General features: G+C 64.1%; 18 protein-coding genes. 10 read left to right on the forward strand and 8 right to left on the reverse strand.

What is annotated here, in order from left to right; genetic code table 11:
* Positions 1-15: 15 nt before the first annotated feature.
* Genes CWB41_RS01780 through CWB41_RS01795 form a run of 4 tightly spaced genes read right to left on the reverse strand, consistent with a single transcriptional unit; the run spans position 16 to position 3,184 of the window.
* The gene (locus tag CWB41_RS01780; protein ID WP_115835692.1) at positions 16-678 is read right to left on the reverse strand and encodes a hypothetical protein; all 663 of its coding nucleotides are present in this window, start codon (positions 676-678) and stop codon (positions 16-18) included.
* Positions 679-688: 10 nt separating this feature from the next.
* The gene (locus CWB41_RS01785) at positions 689-1,912 is read right to left on the reverse strand and encodes an MFS transporter (protein ID WP_115835691.1); all 1,224 of its coding nucleotides are present in this window, start codon (positions 1,910-1,912) and stop codon (positions 689-691) included.
* Between the two features lie 47 nt (positions 1,913-1,959).
* The gene (locus CWB41_RS01790) at positions 1,960-2,433 is read right to left on the reverse strand and encodes an HXXEE domain-containing protein (protein ID WP_115835690.1); all 474 of its coding nucleotides are present in this window, start codon (positions 2,431-2,433) and stop codon (positions 1,960-1,962) included.
* A gap of 16 nt (positions 2,434-2,449) precedes the next feature.
* Positions 2,450-3,184, reverse strand: coding sequence for a carbonic anhydrase (locus CWB41_RS01795; protein WP_115835689.1), 735 nt, complete (start codon positions 3,182-3,184; stop codon positions 2,450-2,452).
* 111 nt (positions 3,185-3,295) lie between these two features.
* Here CWB41_RS01795 and CWB41_RS01800 point away from each other — a divergent pair, with 111 nt between their 5' ends.
* From CWB41_RS01800 to arsB, 4 genes are read left to right on the forward strand one after another with little or no spacing between them, the layout of a single operon-like run.
* The gene (locus CWB41_RS01800; RefSeq protein ID WP_115835688.1) at positions 3,296-3,670 is read left to right on the forward strand and encodes an ArsR/SmtB family transcription factor; all 375 of its coding nucleotides are present in this window, start codon (positions 3,296-3,298) and stop codon (positions 3,668-3,670) included.
* The gene (locus CWB41_RS01805) at positions 3,667-4,146 is read left to right on the forward strand and encodes an ArsI/CadI family heavy metal resistance metalloenzyme (protein WP_115835687.1); all 480 of its coding nucleotides are present in this window, start codon (positions 3,667-3,669) and stop codon (positions 4,144-4,146) included. Before CWB41_RS01800 ends, CWB41_RS01805 begins: the two co-directional genes overlap by 4 nt.
* Positions 4,143-4,685, forward strand: coding sequence for an arsenate reductase ArsC (locus CWB41_RS01810; RefSeq protein WP_115835686.1), 543 nt, complete (start codon positions 4,143-4,145; stop codon positions 4,683-4,685). Before CWB41_RS01805 ends, CWB41_RS01810 begins: the two co-directional genes overlap by 4 nt.
* 5 nt (positions 4,686-4,690) lie before the next feature.
* Positions 4,691-5,755 carry an ACR3 family arsenite efflux transporter gene (gene arsB, locus CWB41_RS01815; RefSeq protein ID WP_115836335.1) on the forward strand — a complete coding sequence of 355 codons (1,065 nt, stop codon included), beginning with the start codon at positions 4,691-4,693 and terminating at the stop codon, positions 5,753-5,755.
* A 13-nt stretch (positions 5,756-5,768) separates the two neighbouring features.
* On the opposite strand, the gene ychF is transcribed toward arsB, so the two are convergent.
* Both ychF and CWB41_RS01825 read right to left on the reverse strand, forming a co-directional pair.
* Complete coding sequence (gene ychF, locus CWB41_RS01820) at positions 5,769-6,866, reverse strand: redox-regulated ATPase YchF (protein ID WP_115836334.1); 1,098 nt, start codon at positions 6,864-6,866, stop codon at positions 5,769-5,771.
* Between the two features lie 212 nt (positions 6,867-7,078).
* Complete coding sequence (locus CWB41_RS01825) at positions 7,079-8,908, reverse strand: ABC transporter transmembrane domain-containing protein (RefSeq protein ID WP_115835685.1); 1,830 nt, start codon at positions 8,906-8,908, stop codon at positions 7,079-7,081.
* Positions 8,909-9,075: 167 nt separating this feature from the next.
* On the opposite strand from CWB41_RS01825, the gene hpnA reads away from it, so the two are divergent.
* Genes hpnA through CWB41_RS01855 form a run of 6 tightly spaced genes read left to right on the forward strand, consistent with a single transcriptional unit; the run spans position 9,076 to position 15,780 of the window.
* Positions 9,076-10,074, forward strand: a complete 999-nt coding sequence (gene hpnA / locus CWB41_RS01830; RefSeq protein ID WP_245411183.1) for a hopanoid-associated sugar epimerase — start codon at positions 9,076-9,078, stop codon at positions 10,072-10,074.
* On the forward strand, positions 10,071-10,952 hold the full coding sequence (gene hpnC / locus CWB41_RS01835) for a squalene synthase HpnC (RefSeq protein ID WP_115835684.1): 882 nt from the start codon (positions 10,071-10,073) through the stop codon (positions 10,950-10,952). The genes hpnA and hpnC overlap by 4 nt, the downstream gene beginning before the upstream one ends.
* On the forward strand, positions 10,949-11,791 hold the full coding sequence (hpnD, locus tag CWB41_RS01840; RefSeq protein WP_281024139.1) for a presqualene diphosphate synthase HpnD: 843 nt from the start codon (positions 10,949-10,951) through the stop codon (positions 11,789-11,791). The genes hpnC and hpnD overlap by 4 nt, the downstream gene beginning before the upstream one ends.
* Positions 11,791-13,035 carry a hydroxysqualene dehydroxylase HpnE gene (hpnE, locus tag CWB41_RS01845; RefSeq protein WP_425373449.1) on the forward strand — a complete coding sequence of 415 codons (1,245 nt, stop codon included), beginning with the start codon at positions 11,791-11,793 and terminating at the stop codon, positions 13,033-13,035. The genes hpnD and hpnE overlap by 1 nt, the downstream gene beginning before the upstream one ends.
* Before the next feature lie 31 nt (positions 13,036-13,066).
* A complete protein-coding gene (gene shc / locus CWB41_RS01850; RefSeq protein WP_115835682.1) occupies positions 13,067-15,046 on the forward strand; it encodes a squalene--hopene cyclase in 1,980 nt (659 codons plus the stop codon).
* A gap of 29 nt (positions 15,047-15,075) precedes the next feature.
* Positions 15,076-15,780, forward strand: a complete 705-nt coding sequence (locus tag CWB41_RS01855) for a phosphorylase family protein (protein ID WP_115835681.1) — start codon at positions 15,076-15,078, stop codon at positions 15,778-15,780.
* On the opposite strand, the gene hpnH is transcribed toward CWB41_RS01855, so the two are convergent.
* Together hpnH and ispH are read right to left on the reverse strand one after the other, a co-directional pair.
* Positions 15,667-16,818 (reverse strand): adenosyl-hopene transferase HpnH, encoded by a 1,152-nt coding sequence (hpnH, locus tag CWB41_RS01860; RefSeq protein ID WP_115835680.1) that lies wholly within the window; start codon positions 16,816-16,818, stop codon positions 15,667-15,669. The genes CWB41_RS01855 and hpnH overlap by 114 nt on opposite strands.
* 35 nt (positions 16,819-16,853) lie before the next feature.
* Positions 16,854-17,786 carry a 4-hydroxy-3-methylbut-2-enyl diphosphate reductase gene (gene ispH, locus CWB41_RS01865; protein WP_115835679.1) on the reverse strand — a complete coding sequence of 311 codons (933 nt, stop codon included), beginning with the start codon at positions 17,784-17,786 and terminating at the stop codon, positions 16,854-16,856.
* Positions 17,787-17,842 lie beyond the last annotated feature (56 nt).

The following is a 17,842-nucleotide window of genomic DNA, read 5'->3' on the forward strand; positions in this document are numbered from 1 at the left end:
GTCCGCTCGCCGAACTCATTGCCGCACGAAGTCGAGAATCCCGCTCGTATAATGTTCGTCGACTTCCGAGATCGGCTGGCCGTCGCCGGAATAGACCAGCGCATGATGCTCGAACAGCACCGGCGGAATCGACAGGCTGGCGCCGGGATGATCGGCGGGCGGTGGCGCAAGCTCCCAGCCTTCCGGCAGCGGATGCCAAAGCACGCTGACGCCGAACGTCTCGCGGCGCGGATGCAAAGCCTGGATCGCGCGGCCAAACGGAACGTCGCTCGTCTCCAGCGCCTTCTCCATTGCCGGTTGCAAGCGGCTCGGCACATACCAATTGTCGGCCTGCGACAGGACATGATCGCCGCAGGTGAGATCGACGCGCCGGTAGATGACCGGCTCACTCGCGCCGATGCCGAGACGCGCGCGCTGCTCCGGCGTGACGGGCTTGTGCACATCACGGCGCAGCCGCGCATGCAGCTTCACCTGCGCGGCCATGTGATGCGCGCCGCACCAGGTTTCGAGCGTTTTGGTCGCGCTGTTCGAGGCGAGCAAATTCGCGTTCAAGGTCTCGAGCAGCGCCCAGGCCTCGAGCCGGTCGCGATATGTATCCGGCCACGCTGAGGACGCCTGCGCCGGCTTGCCGAGGGCGATCAGCCCCAGAGTCGCGAACAGTGAAGCCTTTATTCTCATGCCCCGGCTTTTACTCCAGCTTTTCGAAATCCCGCAATTTCGGGAACAATCGCATCCAGAGCAGCGCGATGGCAATCGACGCGACGCCGCCGATCGTGGCCGCCGGCACCGCGCCGAACAGTGCCGCGGTGATGCCGCTCTCGAATTCACCCAGTTGATTTGACGCATTGATGAACAGGAAATTGACTGCCCCGACCCGGCCGCGCATGTCGTCCGGCGTCGCGATCTGTACCAGCGACACGCGGATCACCATGCTGACTGTATCGGCGGCACCAGTGATCGCCAGCATGAGCATCGAGAGCCAGAGCCAATGCGACAGCGCGAAGCCCACCGTCGCGACGCCGAAGATGATGACCGCCTGGAACATCCGCATCCCGACGCGGGCCTTGATCGCATGCCGCGCCAGAAGCCCCGCCATGAGCAGCGCGCCGACCGCAGGAGCGCCGCGCAGCACGCCAAGCCCCCAGGGGCCCGTGTGTAGAATATCCCGCGCATAGATCGGCAGCAGCGCCGTGCCGCCACCGAAGAGAACGGCGAACAGATCGAGCGAGATGGTGCCGAGGATCGCCTCGTTCTTGCGGACGAACCGGACGCCATCAAACAGGCTTGAGAGGCTGAGCGGCGCCCGGGCCTCGACCGGCCGGTCGAGCCTGATCGCAGCGTTGAACACGGAAGCCGCCAGCCAGAAAGCGGCCGGCACCGCATAAGCGAGGGTCGGCGAGACGGCGTAGAGAACGCCGCCGAGCGCCGGGCCGCCGATCGAGGCGACCTGCAAGGCGCCGGTCGCCAGCGCCGCGCCCTTCTGCAGCATCCCCTCGGGCGTCACACCCGGCAGCAGCGCCGCGGTCGCCGGGCTGTCGAAAGCGCCGCAAACACCCAGCACGCCGACGACCGCATAAATCTCCGGCAGGGTGAGCCAGCCGCCATGAGTGCCTAAGGCCAAATAGGCGGCGGCCAGCCCATCGATGGTCTGGCAGACCTGCGCGACGCGCTTGCGGTTATAGCGGTCGGCCGCATGGCCGGCGATGAACGTCAGCAGTGCCGTCGGCGCGAATTGCGCGAGCCCGACCATGCCGAGATCGAAGGCGCTGCCGGTCATGACATAGACTTGCCAGCCGACCGCCACCGCCGCCACCTGCGAGGCGAAACGAGCGAGGCCGCGGGCACAAAAATAGTAAAGAAACGGCCGATGGCGCAGCAGGCCGCCGGCAGCGTTGAAGGGAATAGACGTCATCACGCCGCTTATAGCGGCTCAAGGAAAAACCGAAAGCGATGGGCGGCTCAGTAGTTCTGGCGGAAATAAGGATGGCTGCGTATCCGGATCAGGACGATGGGAAAGGCCATCAGCAGCGCGCCCAGGCCGAAAGAGATGACCGCGGCGCCGGTGTCGAGAAGCCCGTCCACCGCGGCGCCGAGATAGCAGCCGAGGCCGACCGGATAGAACAAAATGACCGCAGTAAAGAGCCCCGGAGAAAACCGTCCTTTCGTCCACGCAAATGGCAGAACGTGAAAAAACGTCGCGTTGATCAGCATGAGCGCTGGAAAGGTCAGGGCCAGCGCCGGCTGGGCAGAGGCGATATGCGCGGCGACAAAGCCGAGAACGACGACGATCGCATTGGTGACGTAGAAATCGCCCCATTCGACCGGAAGGCCGATAACGTTGCGCGCCCAATCGCGCCAATCGAGCTGATATTCCTCCAGCATGTGCAGAGCATAGCTGGCCGTCGCGACCCAGATCCAGGCGCTGAGCGTCATAATCCCCCTCAGAAACTTAAGCGATGATATCGACCCCGCCGGTCGCCAGCCGATAGATGCCGCCGGCGATTGCAAGGCTCTTGTCGGCGACGGCGGCGCTGAGGATCGGGGTCGCGGCTTTCAACGCGGCGACATTCTGGCGAACGTTTTCCACGGTCGCGTTTTCGAGAAGGTCGCCGGGACGATCGAGGACAGCCTTCACGGCGGGCGCCAGAGCCGTCGTCAAATCCTGAATGTGGCCGGGGAAGGAAGCTCCATCCTTCACTGCAGAAATCGCCGCCTTGACCGCGCCGCATGCTTCATGCCCGAGCACAAGAATCAGCGGCGTCTTCAACACAGCGACGGCATATTCGAAGCTCGCGAGATTGTCGGTGTTGATGAAATTTCCGGCGACGCGGACGACGAAGAGATCGCCGCGCGAGGTGTCGAAGGCATATTCCGGCGCGACGCGCGAGTCGGCGCAACTGAGTATGCTCGCAAAGGGATTCTGGCCGCCTACAAGCGCTTCGCGCTCGGCGATAAAATCATGCCGCTTGGCGACGCCCTCGACATAACGCTTGTTGCCCGCCTGGAGCCGCTCCAGCGCCTCGGCCGGCGGGATGACATTTTGCGGTTTGGGCGGCGGGGCGTCTTCCGCTGCAAACGCCGGCAGCCCGAACATTGCCGCTGCGCCAAGGCCAAGCGCGAGAACATCGCGGCGCGGCAACGCCAACCCATGATGCAACGAGGGAAGTCCGCATGCTGTGCACATCGTCAACCTCCAGCCGCGCCGGATTCTAGCATCCGCGCAGCCGCAGGCGTCAAGGCCGGCAGGCCACCGCGAGATTTGACACAACGAATATATTTCGATATTCGTCGAAATATGGAAACGTTAGACGCCGTTACAGCGTTGGCAGCGCTTGCGCAGGAAAGCCGCCTCCAGGTGTTTCGCCTGCTGGTGCAGGCGGGGCCGCAGGGCATGCAGGCTGGCGAGCTTGCGGGCGCGCTTGGCGCCGCGCCGAATACCCTCACCTTTCATTTCGACAGGCTGCGCATGGCCGGGCTTGTCACCGTGCGGCGGGAAGGTCGCGCAATGATCTACAGCGCGCAGTTTCCAACAATGAACGCGCTCATCGCCTATCTCACCGAGAACTGTTGCGGTGGCGCCGCCTGCACGCCGGAGCAGACCTGCAAACCCGCGCGCGGCAAGCAGGCCAAAAAACTGGGCCAAGATCTCCGCCTGAAGGAGCCAACATGAAGCGGATGCATGTTCATGTCGCCGTCGACAACCTGGAAAGGTCGATCGGCTTTTATTCCGCGCTCTTCGATGCCCCGCCGGCCGTCATCAAGCCGGATTACGCCAAATGGATGCTCGACGATCCGCGCGTGAATTTTGCGATTTCGACACGCGGCCGGAAGCTGGGATTGGACCACCTCGGGATTCAGGTCGAGAACAAGGACAAATTGCAAGACGTCTATGCACGGCTGCACAGGGCGGACGGCGACGTCATCGAACAGGGACAGACGGCCTGCTGCTATGCCAAATCCGAAAAATCCTGGATCGAGGATCCTTCCGGCATCGCCTGGGAAGCCTTTCTCACGACAGGTGAGAACATTGATTATGGCGACGGCACGGGCGAGCGCGTCGCCCGCGTCGCGCGTGAAAAATCCTGCTGCGCACCACCGGCCGCGGCGAAAGCGGATGCCTGTTGCAATACGCGAGCCAAATCATGAGCACGCGCGCCCTCAACGTTCTGTTTCTCTGCACCGGCAATTCGGCCCGCTCGATCATCGCCGAAGTAATCCTCAACCACATTGGCGCCGGGAAATTTCGCGCCTTCAGCGCCGGCAGCCATCCCAAGGGCGAGGTCAATCCGAACACCCTGGCGCTCCTTAAAAACCTCGGCCACGACATTTCGTCGTTGCGCTCGAAATCGTGGGACGAATTCGCCGCGCCGGGCAGTCCCGTTTTCGATTTCGTCTTCACGGTTTGCGACAATGCCGCAGGCGAAGCCTGCCCTCTCTGGCCCGGCCATCCGGTGACCGCGCATTGGGGCATACCCGACCCCGCCGAGGCGAGAGGAACGGCCGCCGAAATCGCCTTCGCCTTCAACGAAGCCTATCGGATGCTTCACCGGCGCATCGAGCTTTTTACGTTGCTGCCTTTCCCCGCGCTCGACGAATTCAGTCTGCGAACGAAGCTGAGAGAGATCGGCCGGGACGGCGTCCCACCGCCAGCCCACGAAGATGCATCAGACTTCGCGCAGGAGTAATGGCAATGTCCGGCTTCGACCGCTATCTGACTCTCTGGGTCGCGCTGTGCATCGTAGGAGGAATCGCTCTCGGCCATGCCGCGCCGGGCGCCTTCCATGTCATCGGCGCGATGGAGCTTGGCGGGATCAATCTCATCGTCGCCCTGCTCATCTGGCTGATGATCATTCCAATGCTGGCCAGAATCGATTTCGCGGCGCTCGGCCAAGTGCGCCGTCACTGGCGCGGCATCGGCGTGACGCTCTTCATCAACTGGGCCGTAAAGCCTTTCTCGATGGCCGCACTCGGCTGGCTGTTTGTTGGCCTGCTGTTCCGGCCGCTGCTGCCGGCGGCGCAAATCGATTCCTATATCGCCGGCCTCATTCTGCTGGCGGCGGCGCCCTGCACCGCCATGGTCTTCGTCTGGTCGAACCTCGCCAAGGGCGAACCGCATTTCACGCTGAGCCAGGTCGCGCTCAACGATGCGATCATGGTGTTCGCCTTCGCGCCAATCGTTGGCTTGCTGCTGGGTCTTTCGGCCATCGCCGTGCCGTGGCAAACGCTTGCGACCTCCGTCGCGCTTTACATCGTCATCCCGGTCTTCGTCGCACAATTCGTGCGCCGACTCCTGCTCGCGCGGGGCGGAGCGCTCGCACTCGCCAACCTGTTGGCGCATCTGCATCCCATATCGCTCGCGGCACTGTTGGCCACACTTGTCCTGCTCTTCGGCTTTCAGGGCGACGCCATCGTCGCGAAGCCGTTCGTCATCGCGCTCCTCGCGGTACCGATCCTGATACAGGTCTATCTCAACGCCGGCCTCGCCTACCTCCTCAACCGGCTTCTCGGCGAGCAATATTGCGTGGCCGGTCCCTCGGCGCTCATCGGCGCGTCAAATTTCTTTGAGCTTGCCGTCGCGACAGCAATCGGCCTCTTCGGCTTCGATTCGGGCGCGGCGCTGGCAACGGTAGTCGGCGTGCTGGTCGAAGTGCCCGTCATGCTCTCGGTCGTCGCAATCCTGAAGCGCTCCCAGGGCTGGTACGAGCGCGCGGTAACACCTCCGTCAATCGCGCGTCATACGCGCGAACCTGCCTGACAAGCAGATCCGGCTAATTCGCAAACCTGAAATGCAACACGTCGCCGTCGGCGACGACATAGTCCTTGCCTTCCAAGCGAAATTTGCCCGCCTCGCGCGCCCCGGCCTCGCCGTTCGATGCAACATAATCGTCGAAGGCAATCGTCTCGGCGCGGATGAAGCCCTTCTCGAAATCGGTATGGATCACGGCCGCCGCCTGCGGCGCCCGTGTGCCGACCGGGATCGTCCACGCCCGCGTTTCCTTCGGGCCGACGGTGAAGTAGGTGATGAGGTGCAGCAACGCGTAGCCGGCGCGGATGACGCGGTTGAGCCCCGGCTCCTCAAGCCCGACGGCGGCGAGATAATCCTTCTGCTCTTCCGCCGGGAGCAGCGCGATCTCGCTCTCGATCGCCGCAGCGACGACGACCGCCCCGGCACCTTCCTCCGCCGCACGGGCCTTCACCTGTTCCGAATAGGCATTGCCCTTGTCAGCCGAAGCTTCCTCGACATTGCAGACATAGAGGACAGGCTTGGCGCTGAGCAGGCCGAGCATGTCGAAGGCTTTCCGCTCCTCCGGCTTGATCGCGGCGAGCCGCGCCGGTCTGCCCTCGCGCAGCAAGGCGAGGCAGCGGGAGACGAGATCGAAACTCTCCTTCGCGTCCTTGTCGCCGCCCTTGGCTTTCTTCTCGAGCGCCGGGGCGCGCTTTTCGAGGCTGTCGAGATCGGCGAGCATCAGCTCGGTCTCGATGGTTTCGATATCGTCGAGCGGGGCGATCTTGCCCGCGACATGGGTGATGTCGTCATCCTCGAAACAGCGCACGACATGGGCGATGGCATCGCATTCGCGGATGTTGGCGAGGAACTGGTTGCCGAGCCCTTCACCCTTCGAGGCGCCGCGCACGAGCCCGGCAATATCGACGAAGGTGAGCCGCGTCGGGATGATCTCCTTGGAGCCGGCGATCTTCGCCAAAACCTCAAGCCGCGGATCGGGCACCGCCACATCGCCGACATTCGGCTCGATCGTGCAGAAGGGATAATTCGCCGCCTGCGCCGCCGCCGTCTGCGTCAAGGCGTTGAAAAGCGTCGATTTGCCGACATTCGGCAGACCGACGATGCCGCATTTGAAACCCATGAATATCTCACCATCGTCATGGCCGGCATAGCCCGTCGAAGACGGGCGTCCGACCGAACGCCCTTTGTCCCGGCCATCCACGCGATTCAATTGCCAATGACGGATGGGCCACGGGCCAAAATTCCGGTCGTGCCTTCAGATTGAATCGCGCGCCTTCAATGGCACGGCGTGGATGGCCGGGACAAGCCCGGCCATGACACCAACAGGGACCGTCACTCTGCCGCTGCGCTGCTGCCGCTGAGCGCGTGCGCGCCGGTCTCGAATTGCAGCCGTGCGAGGCGGGCATAGAGCCCATCCCTGGCGACGAGCGAGGCGTGCGTCCCCTCCTCGACGATGCGGCCCGCGTCCAGAACGAGAATCCGGTCGGCCGAGAGAACCGTCGCCAGCCGGTGGGCGATGACCAGCGTGGTGCGGCCGGCCTTCAACTCCTTCAGCGCCGCCTGGACGAGCCCTTCGCTCGACGCATCGAGCGCCGAGGTCGCCTCGTCGAGCAGCAGGACGGGAGCCTCGCGCAGAATGGCACGGGCGATCGCGAGCCGCTGCCGCTCGCCGCCGGAGAGGGTGACGCCGCGCTCGCCGATCTTCATTGCATAGCCTTGCGCCGTCGCGGTGATGAAACCCTGCGCCGCGGCCTTTCGCGCTGCATCCTCCACCGCCGCCTCGCTCGCCCCCGGCGCGCCGTAGCGGATATTGTCGGCGAAGCTCGCCGCGAAAATCACCGGCTCCTGCGGCACGAGCGAGATGCGCTTGCGCAGCTCCGCCGGGTCCGCCGTCTTGATATCGACGCCATCGAATTCGATCCGGCCGCCGAGCGGATCGTAGAAACGCAGCAGAAGCTGGAAGATCGTCGACTTGCCGGCGCCGCTGGGGCCGACGATGGCAACGGTTTCGCCCGGCGCGACCTTGAACGAGAGATCGTGCAGCGCGGCGGCGTCCGGCCGGCTCGGATAGGCGAAATTGACATGATCGAACACGATCGCCCCACGCGGCGGCGTCGGCAGCGGAACGGGCGGCTGCGGCGTGACGATCCTGGACTTGATCGCCAAAATCTCGCCGATACGACCGGCTGCACCGGCCGCGGCGGAAACTTCGCTCCACACCTGGCTCAACTCGCCGAGGGCGCCGGCAGCGAGCACGGCATAGAGCACGAATTGCGACAGCAGGCCGCCACTGATGCGCCCTGCGAGCACATCCTGCGCGCCAAGCCAGAGGACCACGACGACGCTGGCAAAGGCGAGAAAGATGGCGATTGCCGTGACGACGGCGCGGGCCAGCGTGGCGACCCGTGCGGCGTCATAGGATTCCTCCACCGCCGCGTCGAAATGCGCATTGGTCGCCGCCTCCGCACCAAAGGCTTGCATGACGCGCACCGCGCCGAGATTCTCGGAGGCATAAGCGCTGGCCTCGGCAAGCGTGTCCTGCGCGGCGCGCGAGCGCTTCCTCACCGCGCGCCCGGCAGCATAGAGCGGCAGGACGATGAGCGGGATGGCGATCAGCACGAAGGCCGAGAGCTTGGGGCTGGTATAGATCATCAGCCCGACGGCGCCGATGAACATGAAGAAATTGCGCAGCGCGATCGAGGCCGAGGCGCCGAAGGTCGATTTCAACTGCGTCGTATCGGCGGTGAGGCGCGAGACGAGTTCGCCGACACGCGCGCCGTCGAAGAAGCTGGCATCGAGACTCGAGAGATGCCGGAACACCGCCGCGCGCAGATCCGCGACGACGCGCTCGCCCAGCGTCATGACGAGGTAGTAGCGCCCGCCCGAGGCCAGCGCGAGCACGCCGACGACAAGGACCATCGCACCGAAATAGCGGTTAACCGTACCGGCGCTCTGCGTCGAAAAGCCGTCGTCGATCATCAGCCGCACGGCGACCGGCACAACCAGCGTCGCCGCGGCGGCGATCGTCAGCGCCACCAGCGCGGCGGCGACCCGGCCCTTATAGCGGGCGACATAGGGAGCCAGCGCCAGCAAGAATTTTGGGGAGTTGCGCTGTTTCGCGCCGTCGGCGTCGTCGGCGATCAGGGGGGCATCGGATGACATTGGAACGCCTTTAAACTGGAACGGGCAATATGACCAGAAAATCGTACTCTTTCAGGGCTCCGGCGGCGAGACGGCGCCAGGCGGACGACACGGCGGCCGAGGGTTGCTCTCGGCGCGAAGGGAATGCTAAGGCCCCTGCACCTTGCGGGAAAGCTTGAGGATTTAGGGTGGCGGGAGATAAAATCCTGGTGACGGGAGCTTCCGGCTTCGTCGGCGCCGCCGTCGCCCGCGCCGCGCTCGCAGCGGGCTTCGGGGTCCGCGCCCTCGTGCGCGCCAGCAGCCGGCGACAAAATCTCGCCGATCTTAACGTCGAACTGGCCGAAGGCGATATGCGCGACCCGGAGGCGGTCGCGCGCGCCATGGCCGGCGTTAAACATCTTTTCCATGTCGCGGCCGATTACCGGCTCTGGGCGCCGGACCCGGAAGAAATCCTGCGCACCAATTGCGACGGCACGCGCAATCTGATGCGCGCAGCCTTAAAGGCCGGCGTCGAGCGGGTCGTCTACACCAGTTCCGTCGCGACCATCGCCATCCCCGCCGACGGCACGCCCGGCGACGAAACGCGCTCGCTGGCGCTCGACAAAGCCATCGGCGCCTACAAGCGCAGCAAGGTCGCGGCCGAGCTGATCGTCAAGGAGATGATCGCCGGCGAAGGGTTGCCCGCGGTCATCGTGCATCCCTCGACACCCATCGGCCCGCGCGATGTGAAGCCAACGCCGACGGGCCGCATCATCGTCGAGGCGGCGATGGGCCGCATGCCGGGCTACGTCGATACCGGGCTCAACCTTGTCCATGTCGACGATGTCGCCGCGGGTCATCTGGCGGCCCTCGAAAAAGGCAAGATCGGCGCGCAATATATCCTCGGCGGCGAGAACGTCCTGCTCTCGAAAATGCTGGCCGATATCGCGGCCTTGACCGGCCGCCGCCCGCCAAAGATAAATGTGCCACGCCGGCTGCTGTTCCCGCTCGCCGCTCTGGTCGAGGCGCAGGCGCGGTTCACCGGCCGCGAGCCATTCCTGACCCTCGACGGGTTGCGCATGGCGAAATATCGGATGTTCTTCTCGTCCGCCAAGGCGGAGCGTGATTTGGCCTACCGGCCACGGCCCTATAAACAGGGGCTCGAAGATGCTCTCTCCTGGTTCGGCGCCCACGGTTATCTGAAATGAGCGACGCGATTCTACAGCCTGCAACGAAGACCCATCGCGACGAGAATTTTCCCGTCGCCTCGGCGCTCATCGCGCGGGCGCACCGGCCTGTCGTGCTCGCGTTCTACAATTTCGTCCGCGCCGCCGACGATATCGCCGACAGCCCGGAGCTGAGCCCCGACGAAAAGATCGCTCGGCTCGACCGTTTCGAGGCGGCGCTGCTCGGGCGCGACGACAGCGTCGAGGTCGCGAGGCCATTGCGCGAGGCGCTGGCGGCGCGCAAGCTCCCGGCACGCCATGCGCTCGACCTGCTCTATGCTTTCCGCATGGACGCGACCAAGACGCGCTACGCCAATTTCGACGAGCTGATGCATTATTGCGCCTATTCGGCCGCCCCGGTCGGCCGTTTCGTGCTCGACGTGCATGGCGAAAGCGAATCGACATGGCCCGCCAACGACGCCCTCTGCTCGGCCTTGCAGATCATCAACCACACGCAGGATTGCGGCGCGGATTATCGCAACCTCGACCGCGTCTATATTCCGCAGGATGCGCTAGCCAAATATGGCACCGATGTCGCGGCGCTCGGCGCAGACAAGGCGACGCCCGCCCTGCTCGCTTGCCTGCATGAACTCTCGGCGCGCACGGAAAAGCTCGTCGCCGAAGGCCGTACCTTGTCACCGCAGGTGAAGGATTGGCGGCTGTCGCTCGAAACAGCGGTGATCGGACGCCTCGCACAGACGCTTGTGACCCTTTTGCAAAAGCGCGATCCACTGAGCCAGAACGTGCATCTGAACAAGCCTGAATTCCTCGCCTGGACTCTCGCCGGCGTCGGCGATGGTTTCGTCGGCCGCATCAAGGGCGCGCCCGCCGCAGCCGCGACGCAAGCGAGGCGCGCGTGAGCGTCGCCGAAGCGTCGCCGCCCGCAACCGCGCAGACCCGCGCGAGCGGCAGTTCGTTCTATGCGGCGATGCGCATCCTGCCCCGCGCGCAGCGCGATGGGATGTTCGAGATTTATTCGTTCTGCCGCCTCGTCGACGACATTGCCGATGACGGCGGCCCGCAGGGTCTGCGCTTCCAGCAATTGGAGCAATGGCGGCAGGACATCAATGCGCTGATCGCCGGCAAAATTCCCGGTCCGCAATTCACCGGACTCGCCAAGGCGATCAAGCAATTCAATCTGCAGAAGCAGGATTTCTTTGCCGTGATCGACGGCATGGAAATGGATGTGCGGGAAAATATTCAGGCACCGGACTGGCAGACGCTCGATCTTTATTGCGACCGCGTCGCGAGCGCCGTCGGGCGCCTCTGCGTGCGCGTCTTCGGCATGCCGGAGGCGGAAGGCGCGGCGCTTGCGCATCATCTCGGCCGCGCGCTGCAGCTCACCAATATTCTGCGCGATCTCGACGAGGACGCCGCGATCGACCGGCTCTATCTACCGCATGAAACGCTCCTCGCCGCCGGCATTGAAAGCACCGACCCTGAAACGGTCGTCGCCCATCCCAATCTCGCCGCCGCCTGCGCCCCCGTGATCGCCCGCGCCAAGGCGCATTTCGCCGAGGCGGCCGCGATCATGAAGCGCTGCCCCCGGGCAAGCGTGAAATCGCCGCGTTTGATGTACGAAGCCTATCAGATCATCTTCGCCACGCTGCTGGCGCGCGGCTTCGCGCCGCCGCGCACCAAGATCCGGTTGCCGAAGCATCAATTGCTGCTCGTCCTGCTGCGTTACGGCCTGTTCTGATGTCCCGCGTTCATATTGTCGGCGCCGGCCTGGCCGGCCTCGCCGCGGCCCTGCGACTGGCGGACGGGGCGCGCGAGATCATCATCCACGAATCCGCGACGCATGCGGGCGGGCGCTGCCGCTCCTATTTCGACACGACCCTCGGAATGGAGATCGACAACGGCAACCATCTTCTGCTCTCCGGCAACCATGCGGCGCAACGCTTCCTGCGCCTCGTCGGCAGCGCGGATCAGCTTGTCGGCCCGAAGCAGGCCGAATTCGCCTTCGTCGATCTCGCCACGGCCGAACACTGGACCCTGAAGCCGAGCGATGGCGCGATCCCGTGGTGGGTTTTTCAGAAGAACCGGCGCGTGCCGGGCACCGGGCCGCTCGATTATTTCAGCGTCCTGCCACTGCTGACCGCCGGCAAGCGCGCGACGCTGAAGGACGCAATGGCTTGCAAGGGCCTACTGTGGGAGCGGCTGTGGCATCCGTTCTTCCTCGCCGCGCTCAATACCCAGCCCGAGGAAGGCGCGGCCTCGCTCGCCGCCCAGCTCCTGCGCGAAACACTGATGAAAGGCGGCCAGGCCTGCCGCCCGCTCGTGGCGGCGCACGGCCTTTCCACCGCTTTCATCGACCCCGCCCTGCGTCATCTTGAAACAAAGGGTGTCGAAATCCGCTTCGAGCGGCGGCTGTCCGCCATCGCCACGGAGGCAAACCGCGTCAGCGGCCTCATCTTCGGCGGCGAGAGCATCGCGTTGGGGCCGGACGACCGCGCCATCCTCGCCGTTCCCGCGCCGGTCGCTGCCGCTCTTTTGCCAGCTTTGCCTACGCCGCAATCGTTTCGCGCAATTGTGAACGCCCATTACAAGGTCGATCCACCCCCCGGCCTGCCGCCCATTCTCGGCATCGTGAACGGGACGATGGAATGGCTTTTTGCCTTCCCCGGCCGGCTTTCGGTGACGATCAGCGGCGCCGACCGCCTCATCGCCACGCCCCGGGAGGAGCTTGCGGCCAAAATCTGGTCCGAAATCCAGTTGGTTACGGAGGTTGCGTCGCCGCTGCCCGCATGGCAGATCATTAAGGAAAAGCGCGCGACCTTTGCGGCGACCCCCTCGGAAGAGGCGCGGCGCCCAAATACGCGGAGCACTTTGTCCAATCTTCTGCTTGCGGGGGATTGGACGAATACGGGGGTTCCAGCAACGATCGAAGGAGCCATCCGTTCCGGCTTCTCAGCGGCCGACGCCCTTCTGGCAGACGGCTGACGTTGATTTGACTGAAGGGGATTGATCGGACGTGAGCTTGGATACGTTTGCCGGCAGTAATTTGCGGGCGCGCACGCTCCCGGAAGTCGATGCGGCGGTGACGTCCGGCGTCAAGGCGTTGCTCGATGTTCAGCGCGACGACGGTCACTTCGTCTTTGAACTCGAGGCGGACGCGACGATCACGGCGGAATATATCCTTTTTCGTCATCAGATCGGTGAGCCGCCGTCGCCCGAGGTCGAGGCCAAGGTCGGTAATTATCTGCGCCGCAAGCAGGCCGACAACGGCGGCTGGCCGCTGTTTCACGGTGGCCCGCTCGATGTGAGCGCCAGCGTCAAAGCCTATTTCGCGCTCAAAATGATCGGCGACTCGATCGACGCGCCGCATATGAAGCGGGCGCGCGAGGCGATCCTCGCGCACGGCGGCGCGGCGCAGTCGAACGTCTTCACCCGCGGCATGCTGGCGCAATATGGCATCGTCCCACGGCGCGCGGTGCCGGTGGTGCCGGTCGAACTCATGCTGCTGCCGGAGTGGTTCCCGTTCCATATCTGGAAGATTTCCTATTGGGCGCGTACCGTTCTCGTGCCGCTGAGCGTGTTGACGAGCCTGCGCGCCACGGCGCGCAATCCGCGCAATATCCGCCTCGACGAACTCTTCATCGAGCCGCCGGAAAAGGTGCGGCGCTGGGCGCGCGCCAAACACCAGCGCTTTCCCTGGACCGTGCTGTTCGATTGGATCGACAAGCTTCTGCGCTTTGCCGAACCTTACTTTCCTCAGGGACCCCGCAAGCGCGCCGTCGACAAGGCCGTCGCCTTCGTCACGGAACGTATCAACGGCACCGACGGGCTCGGCGCGATCTGGCCGGCCATCGTCAATTCGGTGCTTGTCTACGATCTGCTCGGCTATCCGAAGGACGATCCGAACGTCGTCTCCGCGCGCGCCGCCATCGAGAAGCTCGGCGTCTTCAAGGAAGACGAGATCTATTTCCAGCCGTGCCTCTCGCCGGTGTGGGACACGGCGCTGTCGCTGCACACGCTGATGGAGGCCGGCGGCGCCGAGGTCGCAAAGCCGATCGGCAAGGCCCTCGACTGGCTCAAGCCTCTGCAAGTACTTGATATAGCTGGAGACTGGGCGGCGATCCGGCCCAAGACGCGGCCGGGGGGCTGGGCTTTCCAATATGCCAACGCCTATTATCCCGATCTCGACGACACGGCGGCCGTGGTGCTGGCCATGGATCGTGCCCGCAGCAACAGCCTGGCGCCCGCCGGCGCCTATGACGAGTCGATTGCTCGCGGCCTCGAATGGATCGAAGGGATGCAAAGCAAGAACGGCGGCTTTGGCGCCTTCGACGCGGACAATACTTATTATTACTTGAACTATATTCCTTTCGCCGACCATGGCGCGCTGCTCGATCCGCCCACGGCCGACGTTTCGGCACGCTGCGTCTCGATGATGGCGCAGCTTGGCCAGACGCGCGAAAACAACCCGCAGTTCGCCCGGGCCGTCGATTACCTGCTAAAAGAGCAGGAAGCGGACGGCAGTTGGTTCGGCCGCTGGGGCGTCAATTATATCTACGGCACATGGTCGGTGCTCTCGGCGCTCAATGCCGCCGGGATCGACCATTCCGACCCGGCCTTCAAGAAAGCTGTCGCGTGGCTGAAGCGGATTCAGAACGGGGATGGCGGATGGGGCGAAGATTGTGCAAGCTACAAGTTAGAGTACACGGGCTATGAGAAAGCCCCGAGTACAGCGTCGCAAACGGCATGGGCGTTGCTTGGCCTGATGGCGGCTGGTGAAGTTGACGAACCCGCAGTGGCGCGAGGGATCCGCTATCTGCTGGCTGCACAAGAGGGGGGCGGGTCTTGGCAGGAAGAGAATTTTACCGGTACGGGTTTTCCAAGGGTGTTTTACCTGCGCTACCACGGTTACGCGAAATTCTTTCCGCTTTGGGCGGTAGCGCGCTTCCGCAACCTGAAGCGCGCGAACCACAACACCGTGCTGGCCGGCATCTAGATCGCCGCACCGTCCTTGCCATCACCGGCATGAAGGCCGAGGCGCGGATTGCCGCCGGCGCTGGCGTCTCGGTGATCGCCAGCGGCGGCCGCAAGGAAAATCTCGAATTGGCGCTCGATGATGTCTTCGAAGCCCATGTCGGCGCTGTCCTGAGCTTCGGAATCGCCGGGGGCCTCGCGCCGGGGCTGCGGCCCGGCACCGTCCTCATCGCCCGCTCCATCGTCGCGGAAGACGGCGAACAATTCGAATGTGATCGCGCCTGGTCGCAGCGGCTTGCAGCGGCTCTCGGCGGCGCCCCGATCGTCGATATGGCCGGCATCGACCGCCCGGTCACGACTCCGGCGGACAAACGCGCTCTGCATCTTTCAACGCGCGCGGCGGTGGCAGACATGGAATCGCATATCGCGGCACGCTTCGCCGCCGCCCGCAACCTGCCCTTCGCGGCTTTTCGCGTGGTTGCCGATCCGGCCGAACGGCATGTGCCCCCGGCGGCGCTCGCCGGCATCAGCCCAACGGGCGGCGTCGCGGCCGGCCCTGTCCTGCGCGCGCTCGCGCGGGCGCCAGGCCAGATCCCGCATCTGGTGAAAACGGCGTTCGATGCGAACGCCGCGTTCGTCTCGCTATTCCGCAGCCGACAGATGACTAGTGTTGGGGGCTTCGGCTTCTTTGATTTCAGCGAGCTTGTTCTGGACGTGCCGCGAGAAGACGTAATCGGCGGGTCTTTGCCGGTCTAGCGGGATATCCTTCGCCATCGCGCCGTCAGTGCGGATGCCCGCGATGGCGACCTTCAGCACTTCCCACGGCTTGGAGAAGGATTCATTGACGGCACTCGCCTCGAAGCCGCAATGGACCATGCAGTCGGCGCACTTCTCGTACTTGCCGACACCGTAGGAATCCCAGTTCGTCTCTTCCATCAGTTCGGCGAAAGTCTTGGCGTAGCCCTCGCCCAGCAGATAGCAGGGCCGCTGCCAGCCGAAGACCGTGCGCGTCGGGTTGCCCCAGGGGGTGCACTCATAGGTGCGGTTGCCGGCGAGATAATCGAGGAAGAGGCCGGACTGGAAGAAGGGCCACTTCTTGCCGCCCTGCCCGCGCTTGAAAATATCGCGGAACAATTGCTTGGTCTTGGCGCGGTTGAGGAAGTGCTGCTGATCGGGCGCGCGCTCATAGGCATAGCCCGGCGACACGGTGGCGCCCTCGATGCCGAAGCCCTTCACATCGTCGAGAAACTTGGCGACACGCTCCGGATCGGCGTCGTTGAACAGGGTGCAATTGATGGTGACGCGAAAGCCCTTCGACTTGGCGAGCTTCAGGGCCGCGACGGCACGGTCATAGACGCCCTTCTGGCAGACCGATTTGTCGTGCATCTCCTGGTCGCCGTCGAGATGGATCGACCAGTTGAAGCGCCGGTGCGGCTTGAACTTGCTGATCTGCTTTTCGAGCAGCAGGGCATTGGTGCAGACGGTGATGTATTTGCCGCGGGCGATGCCGCCTTCGACGATCTGCGGCAGCTCCTTATGCAGCAAAGGCTCGCCGCCGGCGATCACGACGACCGGCGCACCGCATTCGTCCATCGCATGCAGACATTCATCGAGCGGCAGTCGCTGATTGAGGATCGGATCGGGATAGTCGATCTTGCCGCAGCCGGCGCAGGCGAGATTGCAGCGGAACAAGGGTTCCAACATGAGGACCAGCGGAAACCGCCGCTTGCCTTGAACCTTCTGGCGAAGAACGTAGCCGCCGATTTGCACTGCCTGCAGGACTGGAATAGCCATCTAGTGCCGGCTCCTATGTAAGTGGCTCGGTTTGTTTAAGCGGAAGATGCGAGGAATTCAAAAGGTAACCGGAATTCAACACTTTCTTGAACGCCGGGCAAAAGCGCGACGTCCACCGGTCCCAGCCCCCGCAGAGCTTCGATAATTCCTTCGACCAAAACCTCCGGCGCCGAAGCACCGGCAGTCAAGCCTATGGTGTTTGCCCCACGCAGGAGATCAAGGTCAAGCTCATCTTTATCGGCCACTAAATAACTCGGCACCCCCGCCTGCGCGCCAATTTCGCGTAAGCGATTGGAGTTAGAGCTGTTTTTAGCACCAACGACAAGAACGACATCGACCAGCCGGCTCAGTGCCCGCACCGCCGCCTGACGATTTTGTGTCGCGTAGCAGATATCCTTCGTTTCAGGGCCGACGACGTTTGAAAAGCGCTTCTCGAGAGCCTCGATAATCGCTTTCGTGTCGTCGACGCTCAGCGTCGTCTGGGTGACATAGGCGACCGGCGTGTCCTCGGCAAGCACGAGCGCAGCCACATCCGCTTCACTTTGAACGAGATGGACCGGCCCTTCGACGCGCCCCAGCGTGCCCTCGACCTCGGGATGCCCCGCATGGCCGATGAGAATCAGCGTGCGGCCCTGTTCGACATAGCGCGCGGCATGGGCATGAACCTTGGCGACTAGCGGGCAGGTCGCATCGAAGACTGTGAGATTGCGGCGCCGCGCCTGACGCTCGACGGCGTGCGAGACGCCATGCGCGCTGAATACCGTCGGCGCCCCGCGCGGCACCTCGGCCAGACTCTCGACGAAACGGGCACCGCGGGCTTTCAACTCCGCAACCACCTGGCCGTTGTGCACGATTTCATGGCGCACGTAGACCGGCGCGCCATATTTTTCGAGCGCCCCTTCGACAATATCGATGGCCCTTACAACCCCGGCGCAAAACCCGCGCGGCTGGGCCAGAATGACCTTCATTCATCACCCCAACTTATTGTCCGCCAAGGCAGAGAGGATGAAGACGAGAGCTTGCT

It is taken from the genome of Methylovirgula ligni, assembly GCF_004135935.1.
Taxonomy (GTDB): domain Bacteria; phylum Pseudomonadota; class Alphaproteobacteria; order Rhizobiales; family Beijerinckiaceae; genus Methylovirgula; species Methylovirgula ligni.

What these genes read in the sequence shown, in the direction of transcription:
- CWB41_RS01780 (WP_115835692.1), bottom strand. Translation starts at nt 678, where the DNA reads ATGAGAATAAAGGCTTCACTGTTCGCGACTCTGGGGCTGATCGCCCTC.
- CWB41_RS01785 (WP_115835691.1), bottom strand. Translation starts at nt 1,912, where the DNA reads ATGACGTCTATTCCCTTCAACGCTGCCGGCGGCCTGCTGCGCCATCGG.
- CWB41_RS01790 (WP_115835690.1), bottom strand. Translation starts at nt 2,433, where the DNA reads ATGACGCTCAGCGCCTGGATCTGGGTCGCGACGGCCAGCTATGCTCTG.
- CWB41_RS01795 (WP_115835689.1), bottom strand. Translation starts at nt 3,184, where the DNA reads ATGTGCACAGCATGCGGACTTCCCTCGTTGCATCATGGGTTGGCGTTG.
- CWB41_RS01800 (WP_115835688.1), top strand. Translation starts at nt 3,296, where the DNA reads ATGGAAACGTTAGACGCCGTTACAGCGTTGGCAGCGCTTGCGCAGGAA.
- CWB41_RS01805 (WP_115835687.1), top strand. Translation starts at nt 3,667, where the DNA reads ATGAAGCGGATGCATGTTCATGTCGCCGTCGACAACCTGGAAAGGTCG.
- CWB41_RS01810 (WP_115835686.1), top strand. Translation starts at nt 4,143, where the DNA reads ATGAGCACGCGCGCCCTCAACGTTCTGTTTCTCTGCACCGGCAATTCG.
- arsB (WP_115836335.1), top strand. Translation starts at nt 4,691, where the DNA reads ATGTCCGGCTTCGACCGCTATCTGACTCTCTGGGTCGCGCTGTGCATC.
- ychF (WP_115836334.1), bottom strand. Translation starts at nt 6,866, where the DNA reads ATGGGTTTCAAATGCGGCATCGTCGGTCTGCCGAATGTCGGCAAATCG.
- CWB41_RS01825 (WP_115835685.1), bottom strand. Translation starts at nt 8,908, where the DNA reads ATGTCATCCGATGCCCCCCTGATCGCCGACGACGCCGACGGCGCGAAA.
- hpnC (WP_115835684.1), top strand. Translation starts at nt 10,071, where the DNA reads ATGAGCGACGCGATTCTACAGCCTGCAACGAAGACCCATCGCGACGAG.
- hpnE (WP_425373449.1), top strand. Translation starts at nt 11,791, where the DNA reads ATGTCCCGCGTTCATATTGTCGGCGCCGGCCTGGCCGGCCTCGCCGCG.
- CWB41_RS01855 (WP_115835681.1), top strand. Translation starts at nt 15,076, where the DNA reads ATGAAGGCCGAGGCGCGGATTGCCGCCGGCGCTGGCGTCTCGGTGATC.
- hpnH (WP_115835680.1), bottom strand. Translation starts at nt 16,818, where the DNA reads ATGGCTATTCCAGTCCTGCAGGCAGTGCAAATCGGCGGCTACGTTCTT.
- ispH (WP_115835679.1), bottom strand. Translation starts at nt 17,786, where the DNA reads ATGAAGGTCATTCTGGCCCAGCCGCGCGGGTTTTGCGCCGGGGTTGTA.